The organism is Comamonas sp. (genome assembly GCF_036666375.1).
GTDB lineage: Bacteria > Pseudomonadota > Gammaproteobacteria > Burkholderiales > Burkholderiaceae_C > Comamonas.
This window is the reverse complement of the sequence record NZ_JAVWWA010000152.1, coordinates 1-8274: the sequence shown is the minus strand read 5'-3', so window position 1 is coordinate 8274 and position 8274 is coordinate 1. Positions and strand designations below refer to the sequence as shown.

The window sequence follows — 8274 nt, the reverse complement described above, 5'->3', positions numbered from 1 at the left end:
GCGCGCAGCGTGGCCGGGCCGGCGCGCCATTCGCGCAGCCGGCGTTCGGTGTTTTCCAGCATCAGGCCCACGGCCACGGAAGCGGCAATCGCCGCCAGGATGTTGAGCTTGAGCGGCAGTGCGAAAGCCGCCACGGCCACGGCTGCGGCGACGCCGGTCGCGGCCCAGGTCGTGCGGTCCGTGAGCATCGAATACAGCACACCGATCAGCGCCAGCACGCCCGCGAAGCCCAGGCCCCACGACAGCGGCACCAGATCGGCAAAGAAGATGCCGGCCACCGAGAAAGCTTGCCAGACAAACCAGTTGGTCGATGCCGCGCCCCAGAAATACGCGACCTGCTCGGGGCTGCGCTGGCCGTCGGGGTAGCGCTTGAGAAACGCGACAAAGATCACGTCGCCGCTGAAATAGCTCAGCGCCAGCCGGTGGCGGCGCGCGAGGTGGGCGAAATAGCCGCGCCACATGCTGCTCAGGATCACGAAGCGCAGGTTCACGCAGATCGCGGTGAACCACACCACCCACATCGGCGCGCCGGCGATCATCAGCGGCAGCACGGCGAGCTGCGCGCTGCCCGCGTAGACCACGAACGACATGAACAAGGCCATGGACACGGTCATGCCGCTCTTGACCATGGCCACGCCCGTGACCAGCGCCCAGGCAGCAATGCCCAGCGAGACGCCGCTCATGTCCTGCATGCCCTGGCGAAAGCCCGGCTCGCGCGCAATGCCCAGCGCGCGGCGTGTCACGGTGCCCAGCCTGGAGTCGGATTCCGGCAACTGGCTCATGGCGTGGCGTCGAGCTGCACGCCCACGGGCAGCACAAAGCCATGCAGGAAGTCGCCCGCGGCCAGGCGCTTGCCGCCCGCGCGCTGCAACTGGGTGAAGCGCATCGCGCCCGCGCCGCAGGCCACGACCACGCCCGCGGCATCGGCGGCGAGCACCGTGCCGGGCGCGGCGTCGGCGGCGCGCGCTTCGGGCCGGCCTTCCCAGAACTTGATGGTTTCGCCCTGCCACAGGCCGGCGGCGCCGGGAAACGGCGTGAACGCGCGCACGCGCCGGTCTATGGTCTCGGCCGGCAGGCGCCAATCGATCCAGCTTTCGGCTTTCTCGATCTTGTGCGCATAGGTCACGCCTTCGGCGGGCTGAGGAGTGCGTGGCAGGCCGCCGCAGGCGCTCATCTCCAGCGCCTCGACGATCAGCCGCCCGCCCAGCACGGCCAGCTTGTCATGCAGGCTGGCCGTGGTGTCGGTCGCGGCAATCGGCAGGCGTTCGATCAGGCACATGTCGCCGGTGTCCAGGCCCGCGTCCATCTGCATGATGGTCACGCCGGTCTCGCTGTCGCCGGCCTCGATCGCGCGGTGGATGGGCGCGGCGCCGCGCCAGCGCGGCAGCAGGCTCGCGTGGATGTTGAGGCAGCCCCTGGCCGGCGTGTCCAGCACCCACTGGGGCAGGATCAGGCCGTAGGCGGCGACGACCATCACATCGGCGCGCGCGGCTTCGATGGCGGCACGCGCCTGGGCCGCGTCTTCGGGGTACTTGCCGTCCAGGCGCAGGCTGCGCGGCTGGCTCACGGCAATGCCGTGCGACTGCGCGCACTGCTTGACGGGCGAAGCCTGCAGCTTCATGCCGCGGCCCGCGGGACGGTCGGGTTGGGTCAGCACCAGGGGCACGTTGAAGCCCGCGTCGAGCAGGCGCTGCAAGGCCACGCTGGCGAATTCCGGCGTACCGGCAAAGATGACGTTCATGCAATCACAGGGGGGAAGGGTGCGGCCATCTCAGTCGAGCGGGTCGCGGTCGTTGAATACTTCGTCGGTGAACATCACGCGGCGCACCACGTCCGTGGGGTCTATGTGTACATGGGCCTGGCGTGAAGCCCCATTGTCCAGCAAACGGTAGGTCCAGATGTCGCCTTTGAAGCTGGCTACATGCTCGACCAGCGCAGGCGGGCCGAACTGCTGCAGCACCGTGGCGCGCGTGTCGGTGCCGGTGCGCAGCGCGAAGAACTGCTCCATGGTCAGCACCTGCTGCACGCGCGTGAGGCGCTGGCGGGCATCGAAATCAAGGTGATAGACCTGCTGGCCCGCGGGCTGGCGGCTGTAGACCAGACGTTCGCCGCCGTCGGGCAGCGCGCGCGTGAGCGTGGGTCTGCCCATGTCGGCCAGCACCTCGGCGCGGCCGCTGCCTATCTTCTGCCATTCGGGCACCGCGCACCCGGCGAGCCAGAGGCTGGCCGCCCCCCAGACTACCCAGCGCGCCCCTTGGAACAGCACTGGGCGGTGACTCATTGCCGGTCCTGCTTTTGCTGCTTGAGCAGCTTGGTCTTGATGCGGTTGCGCTTGAGCGGCGACAGGTATTCGACGAAGACCTTGCCCATCAGGTGGTCCATCTCGTGCTGGATGCAGATGGCCAGCATGCCTTCGGCGTCGATTTCGCGCGACTGGCCTTTTTCGTCGAGCGCGCGCACCTTGACGGCCGTCGAACGCTCGACGCCGTCATAGATGCCGGGCACGGACAGGCAGCCTTCGTCGCCAACCTGCTTCTCGTCGCTGGCCCAGAGGATCTCGGGGTTGATCAGCGTCATGGGCTGGTCACGTTCTTCCGATACATCGATGACCACGACACGCTCGTGCGCGTCAACCTGCGTCGCCGCCAGGCCTATGCCCTGGGCGTCATACATGGTCGCGAGCATGTCGGCCACCAGGGCCTGGATGCGCTCATCCACCACGGTGACCGGCTTGGCCACCTTGTGCAGGCGTGGATCGGGGTAGCAGAGGATGGGAAGAATTGCCATGGCAGCCAACAAAATGATGTCGCTATTTTCGCCACTTTTGCGCTTATTCGCTGGGCACTGGTCCAATAATCATTGCCTGATCAAGGCCTTGCGTCGAGAATCCTTGGAGCTTTGTTACGTATTACCACGGCGCGGCCTGCAGGGCTGGCGCAGCCGCAGCGACAAGCCAGGCGTGCGGCCTGACCAAAAAGAGGGATTGAGATGACGGCATTTTCCAATGCGCGGGCCTGCGGCATCGGGGCCGTGCTGCTCGCCGCGCTGTCCACCGTATACGCCCAGGGCGGCTATCCGGTAACCGCCACGCAGCGCGCCACGGCACAGCAGGTCGCGCAGCAAGGGGTGCCGCTGAGCGACCTTTCGGCCACCGCGCCCGACGAGTACACCGTGAAGCGCGGCGACACGCTCTGGGGCATTTCTGGCCTGTTCCTGCGCCAGCCCTGGCGCTGGCCCGAGCTCTGGGGCATGAACCTGTCCTCGATCTCCAATCCCCACCTGATCTACCCCGGCCAGGTGCTGTACCTCGACAAGAGCAACGGCTATGCGCGCCTGCGCATGGGTCGGGGCGCGCAAGACATGACGACCGTGCGCCTGTCGCCGCGCACGCGCAGCGAAAGCCTGGCCGACCTGGCCCTGCCCACGCTGCCCGCGCACCTGATCGAGCCTTTCCTGGTCCAGCCGCTGGTGGTCGAAGCGCAGGTGCTGGCCCAGGCGCCGCGCATTGTCGCGACCACCGACGAGCGCGTGATCATGGCCAGCGCCGACCGCGCCTATGTGCGCGGCAGCAGCGGACTGGTGCCGCAGCCGGACTCGGCAAAGACGCGCGCCTGGCGCGTCTTCCGTGACGCCGTGGCGCTCAAGGACCCGGACACCGGCGAGATCCTGGGCTACGAAGCCCAGTACCTGGGCCAGGCCGAGCTGATCGAAGGCGAGACGCTGGTCAGCGTGCAGGACGCCAAGGGCAGGATCAGCGAAACCACCGTTCCGGCGACCATAGACATCGTCGACGCCAAGGGTGAGATCCGCGCGGGCGACCGCCTGCTGCCCGCGCCCGAGCGCGGATATTCGAACTACGTGCCGCATGCGGCACCGGCCGACGTCAAGGCGCGCGTGGTCTCGATCTACGGCGACTCCGCGGTCAAGTTCGGCGCGCAGAACCAGGTGGTGGCGATCAACCGCGGCACGCGCGACGCGATGACCGCAGGCCAGGTGCTGCAACTCGTGACCCAGGGCGACGTGATCGTCGACAAGACCGGCGGCAAGCGCGAACGCGTGCAGCTGCCGCGCGAGCACAACGGCCTGGCGATGGTGTTTCGCACGTTCGACCGCGTGTCGTATGCGCTGATTCTCGATGTGCGCCGTCCCGTGGTGGCCGGCGACCACCTGATCGCGCCGAACTGAACGGCAGCGCGCCGCGGAGATCAGCGTGTACCCCCAGGCCCTGGACCGCGATGAACTCTCGGCCTGGCTGAGGCTCGCGCACACGCCCGGCATAGGTCGGGCGCTGGCCCGGCGCCTGCTCGCGCAGGCGGGCTCGATCGACGCGCTGTTCGCGCAGTCGCCCACGGCCTTGGGCCCGCTGCTCGCGCCCGCGCAGCGCGCGGCGCTGCTGAGCGTTTCGCCCGCACAGCGCGAGGCATTGCAGACCTGCTGGCAATGGCTGCAGAACCCGCCCCCGGGGCTGGTGCACGCGGTGATCACGCTGGGCGATGCGCGCTACCCCGCAAACCTGCTGGCGACCGAAGATCCGCCGCTGCTGCTGTATGTCGCCGGCCCGGCACAGGCGTTCACGCGCGCCGGCGCGCTGTTTCCCGCGCAGCGCGCGCTGGCCATGGTCGGCAGCCGCCAGCCCAGCGCTCAGGGCCTGATTGACGCGCGGCGTTTCGCGCATGACCTGTGCCTGGCCGGCCTGTGCATCGTCTCGGGCATGGCCCTGGGCATCGATGGCGCGGCGCACGAAGGCGCGCTGCAGGCCGCGCACAGCGCAGGCGCGGGCGACGCCGGCCTGGCCACCATCGCCGTCTGGGGAACGGGGCTGGACCAGCCCTATCCGCGCCGCCACGCGGCGCTGGCGCAGCGCATTGCGCGCGCCGGCCTGCTGGTCAGCGAGTACCCGCTGGGCACACCGCCGCTGGGCGCGCATTTTCCGCAGCGCAACCGCATCATTTCAGGTCTGGCGCAGGGCACGCTGGTGGTCGAGGCGGCGCTGGCGTCGGGCTCGCTGATCACCGCGCGCCTGGCCGGGGAGCAGGGGCGTGAAGTGTTTGCCATTCCCGGCTCCATCCATGCGCCGCAGTCGCACGGCTGCCATGCATTGCTGCGCCAGGGCGCCAAACTCGTCGAGACTGCGCAGGACGTGCTGGAAGAGCTTCAGGGCCTGGCACCGTCCACTACAGCCGCCAGCTCGCCCGCCAGCCCGCGCGTGACCGCCCTGGAATCTGAGCTGCTCGCGGCGCTGGGCTTCGATCCGCTGGGGCTGGACGACCTGGTGGCGCGCACCGGCTGGAACGCGGCCCGTCTGCAGGCGGCGTTGCTCGAACTCGAACTCGCGGGGCGCGTGGCGCGCCTGCCAGGGGGGCTGTTCCAGCGGCTGGAGCGGGGCTGATCCAAGAGTGGCTAACACGACCCGGCAAATCGAAGATTTGCGGTTGCTACTAGGCGCGGCCGGCGAGGCGCGCAGCCGCAGGCAGTGCGAGTAGCACGACAAGGCGACGCAACGACGTAGCAAGGGTTGTGTTAGACACTCTAGGCTTGCAGGCGCTCGGGATTGGCCTCGATCTTCTCCAGTGCATCGCGCGTGGCGCGCAGCGTCACGCCTTCGGCGTCATGCCACAGCAGCAGGCCCGACTGCAGGTAGCTGGCCAGGCGCTGCAGTGGCATCAGATAGCATTGGCCGTCGAGCGTGGCGAACAGGTGCAGCTGGCGCTGGCTGCTGTGCCAGGCATATTGCACCTGAACGCTGGAGTCGTTGTGGTCCAGCGTGAACCAGCTGCCGGGCTGCAGCGCGCGCGCCCATTCGAGCATCGTCGGCTCGACCGGCTGGGCGGTGCTGCTGAGCACCTGCAGGCCCGCGATGTCCACGCCCAGCAGTATTTCAATGTTCTCGGTCGACAGCGGCATGTCGTCTGGCAGGCCGTCGCCGGTCATGAAGTCCTCGAGATGGCTCAGGCGTTGCGCCATGGCTTCAAGGTCCTGGGGCGCTATGGCCGCGGTCTTGGCGATGAAGGCTTCGGCCAGCGTATCGGTGAGCCGCTTGAGCTGTTCGGCCTGCACGCTCGCGGGCATGCCGATCAGCGTGAGCCCTTCGCGCAGGCATTGCAGCAGCTGGGGCAGGCTGCGTATCAGCTGCGCGCGCTGCTCGCGCGTGGGCTTGGCGCTGCCGGCCCAGACGAGATCGCTCGCGGCCTGCTTGAAGGCCTGCGTCTGCGCGTGCACCGCGCCCATGCGCACGGCCGACAGCGCGAGCACTTCGGCCCAGTCGCGAAACAGGAAGTTGCGCAGCTCGGCGCGTACCGGCATGCCCTGGAGCAGTCGGCGCAGCTCTATCGTGTACTGGATGGTCAGCGTTTCCTTCTCTTCCATCTGCTGCACCAGCGAGATGATGCGCGCCTTGGACTGCTCCTGCGTGAGGTAGCCGGCGAGGAATTTCTCGAACTCCTGGTGGGCGAGCTGGAACACGCGCTGGCCGGTTTCGGGAAACTGCTCTATGGTCTGCACCAGGCGCGCGATCTCGGCTTCGAGCACGCTGCCGCCCATGTTGGTCGCGTCGAAGCCCAGCACGCAGGCGCCCATGCGGTCGATCAGCAGCCGCGCAGGGTGTTGCAGGTTGCTGAAGAATTCGGGTTCGGCCAGCGCCACGCGCAGCACGGGCAGTTGCAGGCGCGCGAACCAGACGCGCACCGACGGCGGAATGCGGTCCTGGGCGAGGATGCTCTGGAACATCAGCGCCACGACTTCGATGGCGGCGCGGTCGCTGGGCACCGTGGCCTGCTGCTTCCATACGTTGGAGCGCTGGCGCAGCGTGTGCGCGAGCTGGTCCAGGTCTATGTTTGCGGCGCCCGGGCTCGAGGCCGGCGCGCCGGGCAAGTCTGCCTGGAACGCGGCTGCCTGCGGCGCCTGTGCGGCCAGCACCTGCAGCAGGCTTTGGGACGCCGTCGCGTGCTGCACTGATGGCGCAGCGGCGGTGGCGCCGGGCATGCGCGTGTTCGGCGCAAGCATATCGCGCAGCTGCTGCAGCACTTCCTGGGCGCGCTGGCGTGCGCGCAGCAAGGGATGCATGGGCGCCGCGGGCCTGGCCGGGCTTTGCGCCTGGCCCGCGGACGCGGGCAGCGGCGTCAACCCGGTGTCGGGGTTGCGGCGCACGACCGTGAGTTCCTCGGACTGGGGCACGCCTTCGTCGTCGTACAGCTGGTGCAGCGCCTGGGCCGCGCCCTGCAGCAATTCGCCCAGCGCGGTCTGCAGCGGCGCCGTGAGGCTTTGCAGGTCGGCGCGCGGCAGACCCGAGCCGCGCCACTGGTTGACCAGCAGTTCGCAAAAGGTTTCGGGACGCAGCAGGTCGTCGGCCACGAGTTCGTGCTGTTGCAGCCACTGGCTGCGCAGGCGCAGCGCTTCAAAGCTGCTGCCGGCCAGTTCATCGGTCGCGAGCGCGAGCCTGGCGGCCTGGATCTGGTTTTCTATCGTTTCGTCGCTGAGCAGCTCGAAGGTGCCGGGCAGGGCGGCGGTGCTGCGCGCAGCGGGCGTGGGCTGGCCGGAGGCCGCGCGCGCGGTCTGCAGCGCGTCGTGGCAGGCCTGGACCCAGGCTGTCTGGTGCGCGCGGTAGCGTTCCAGCGCCGCGCGATGGGCCTGCATTTCGCGCTGGGTGCCGACCTGGTCGGCGAGATGTTCGAGGAAAGCCTCCATCCGCGCCGCAAGATCCGGCAGCGCCTGGGTCAGGGCCTGCGCCAGTTGCTCGCGCGCCTGGCGCACGAGCGCCGTGGCGGGCGCTGCGGGAGGAGGGGGCGGGGAAGCCATGGATCCCCGAGATTACACTGCCGCCCCTGCGTTCGGGTCGTTGGCGTCGTGGTCCTTCTTCGGCGACTTGATCAGGTCATCGCGCTTGACGCCCAGCCACATGGCGATGGCGGCGGCGACGAACACCGAGGAGTAGATGCCGAACAGAATGCCGATGGTCAGCGCCAGCGCGAAGTAGTGCAGGCTCGGACCACCGAAGAAGAACATCGACAGCACCATGGCTTCGGTCGAAGCATGGGTGATGATGGTCCGGCTCATGGTCGAGGTGATCGCGTGATCGATGACCTCGGGCGTGCTGAGCTTGCGGAATTTGCGGAAGGCTTCGCGGATCCGATCGAAAATCACCACCGATTCGTTGACCGAGTAGCCCAGCACCGCAAGGATGCCGGCGAGCACGGCCAGCGAGAACTCCCACTGGAAGAACGCGAAGAAGCCCAGGATGATCACGATGTCGTGCAGGTTGGCGATGATGGCCGCGAC

At 68.6% G+C, this 8274-nt stretch carries 9 protein-coding genes; 3 read left to right on the top strand and 6 right to left on the bottom strand.

What is annotated here, in order from left to right; all coding sequences use genetic code 11:
- The 4 genes from RR928_RS23100 to def form a co-directional block, all read right to left on the bottom strand.
- Positions 1 to 782, bottom strand: a 782-nt coding sequence (locus RR928_RS23100) for an AzlC family ABC transporter permease (RefSeq protein ID WP_442881935.1), incomplete at its 3' end; no start/stop codon positions are given.
- Positions 779 to 1741 carry a methionyl-tRNA formyltransferase gene (fmt, locus tag RR928_RS23095; RefSeq protein WP_332684394.1) on the bottom strand — a complete coding sequence of 321 codons (963 nt, stop codon included), beginning with the start codon at positions 1739 to 1741 and terminating at the stop codon, positions 779 to 781. The genes fmt and RR928_RS23100, both read right to left, overlap by 4 nt.
- Before the next feature lie 30 nt (positions 1742 to 1771).
- Positions 1772 to 2281 (bottom strand): hypothetical protein, encoded by a 510-nt coding sequence (locus RR928_RS23090; protein ID WP_332536472.1) that lies wholly within the window; start codon positions 2279 to 2281, stop codon positions 1772 to 1774.
- A complete protein-coding gene (gene def / locus RR928_RS23085; RefSeq protein WP_332536474.1) occupies positions 2278 to 2787 on the bottom strand; it encodes a peptide deformylase in 510 nt (169 codons plus the stop codon). The genes RR928_RS23090 and def overlap by 4 nt, the downstream gene beginning before the upstream one ends.
- Here def and RR928_RS23080 point away from each other — a divergent pair.
- Genes RR928_RS23080 through dprA form a run of 3 tightly spaced genes read left to right on the top strand, consistent with a single transcriptional unit; the run spans position 2786 to position 5389 of the window.
- Complete coding sequence (locus RR928_RS23080; RefSeq protein ID WP_332536476.1) at positions 2786 to 2992, top strand: hypothetical protein; 207 nt, start codon at positions 2786 to 2788, stop codon at positions 2990 to 2992. The two genes, def and RR928_RS23080, sit on opposite strands and share 2 nt — an antisense overlap.
- Positions 2989 to 4185 (top strand): LysM peptidoglycan-binding domain-containing protein, encoded by a 1197-nt coding sequence (locus RR928_RS23075; RefSeq protein WP_332536478.1) that lies wholly within the window; start codon positions 2989 to 2991, stop codon positions 4183 to 4185. The genes RR928_RS23080 and RR928_RS23075 overlap by 4 nt, the downstream gene beginning before the upstream one ends.
- 40 nt (positions 4186 to 4225) lie before the next feature.
- A complete protein-coding gene (dprA, locus tag RR928_RS23070) occupies positions 4226 to 5389 on the top strand; it encodes a DNA-processing protein DprA (protein ID WP_332536491.1) in 1164 nt (387 codons plus the stop codon).
- 140 nt (positions 5390 to 5529) lie between these two features.
- Here the strand turns inward: dprA and RR928_RS23065 are convergent, their stop codons facing one another.
- Positions 5530 to 7794: a DUF1631 family protein gene (locus RR928_RS23065; protein WP_332536480.1), complete on the bottom strand. Its 2265-nt coding sequence runs from the start codon at positions 7792 to 7794 to the stop codon at positions 5530 to 5532.
- A gap of 12 nt (positions 7795 to 7806) precedes the next feature.
- The coding region (secF, locus tag RR928_RS23060; protein WP_332684391.1) for a protein translocase subunit SecF at positions 7807 to 8274 on the bottom strand (468 nt) is incomplete at its 5' end.

What these genes read in the sequence shown, in the direction of transcription:
- RR928_RS23080 (WP_332536476.1), top strand. Translation starts at nt 2,786, where the DNA reads ATGGCAGCCAACAAAATGATGTCGCTATTTTCGCCACTTTTGCGCTTA.
- fmt (WP_332684394.1), bottom strand. Translation starts at nt 1,741, where the DNA reads ATGAACGTCATCTTTGCCGGTACGCCGGAATTCGCCAGCGTGGCCTTG.
- RR928_RS23075 (WP_332536478.1), top strand. Translation starts at nt 2,989, where the DNA reads ATGACGGCATTTTCCAATGCGCGGGCCTGCGGCATCGGGGCCGTGCTG.
- def (WP_332536474.1), bottom strand. Translation starts at nt 2,787, where the DNA reads ATGGCAATTCTTCCCATCCTCTGCTACCCCGATCCACGCCTGCACAAG.
- RR928_RS23090 (WP_332536472.1), bottom strand. Translation starts at nt 2,281, where the DNA reads ATGAGTCACCGCCCAGTGCTGTTCCAAGGGGCGCGCTGGGTAGTCTGG.
- RR928_RS23065 (WP_332536480.1), bottom strand. Translation starts at nt 7,794, where the DNA reads ATGGCTTCCCCGCCCCCTCCTCCCGCAGCGCCCGCCACGGCGCTCGTG.